1 pseudogene is annotated in these 294 nt (G+C 75.5%); it reads left to right on the top strand.

Annotated features, from left to right (window positions below):
* Positions 1-294, top strand: a pseudogene (locus BN358_RS27000) (histidine phosphatase family protein); the annotation flags it as partial.

Genomic DNA, 294 nt, shown 5'->3' with positions numbered 1-294 from the left:
CGCTGATGCACCGGGCCGTCGAGACCGCCGCGCCGCTGGCCGAGGCCCTCGACGTGCCGCTGTGGGGCCACCGCCTGCTGCACGAGGTGAACGGCGTCTACACCGGCGAGTACACCGGCCTGTCGACCAGGGGGACGCCGAGTCCGGGCAGCCCGGCGTCCGTCCTGGGCGCCATCAGCGACCGGCTGCGGTGGCCCCCTGACGCCGACGCCGAGGGCTGGTACCGGCGTCCGTTCGAGCTCCCCGAGGAAGCATGGGTGCGTGCGCAGGGCGTCGCCGCCGAGTTCCGGGAGC

This window comes from Sedimentibacter sp. B4, from assembly GCF_000309315.1.
GTDB lineage: Bacteria > Bacillota > Clostridia > Tissierellales > Sedimentibacteraceae > Sedimentibacter > Sedimentibacter saalensis.
The sequence above is the reverse complement of the archived record's forward strand: the minus strand, read 5'-3'. Positions and strand labels throughout refer to the sequence as shown.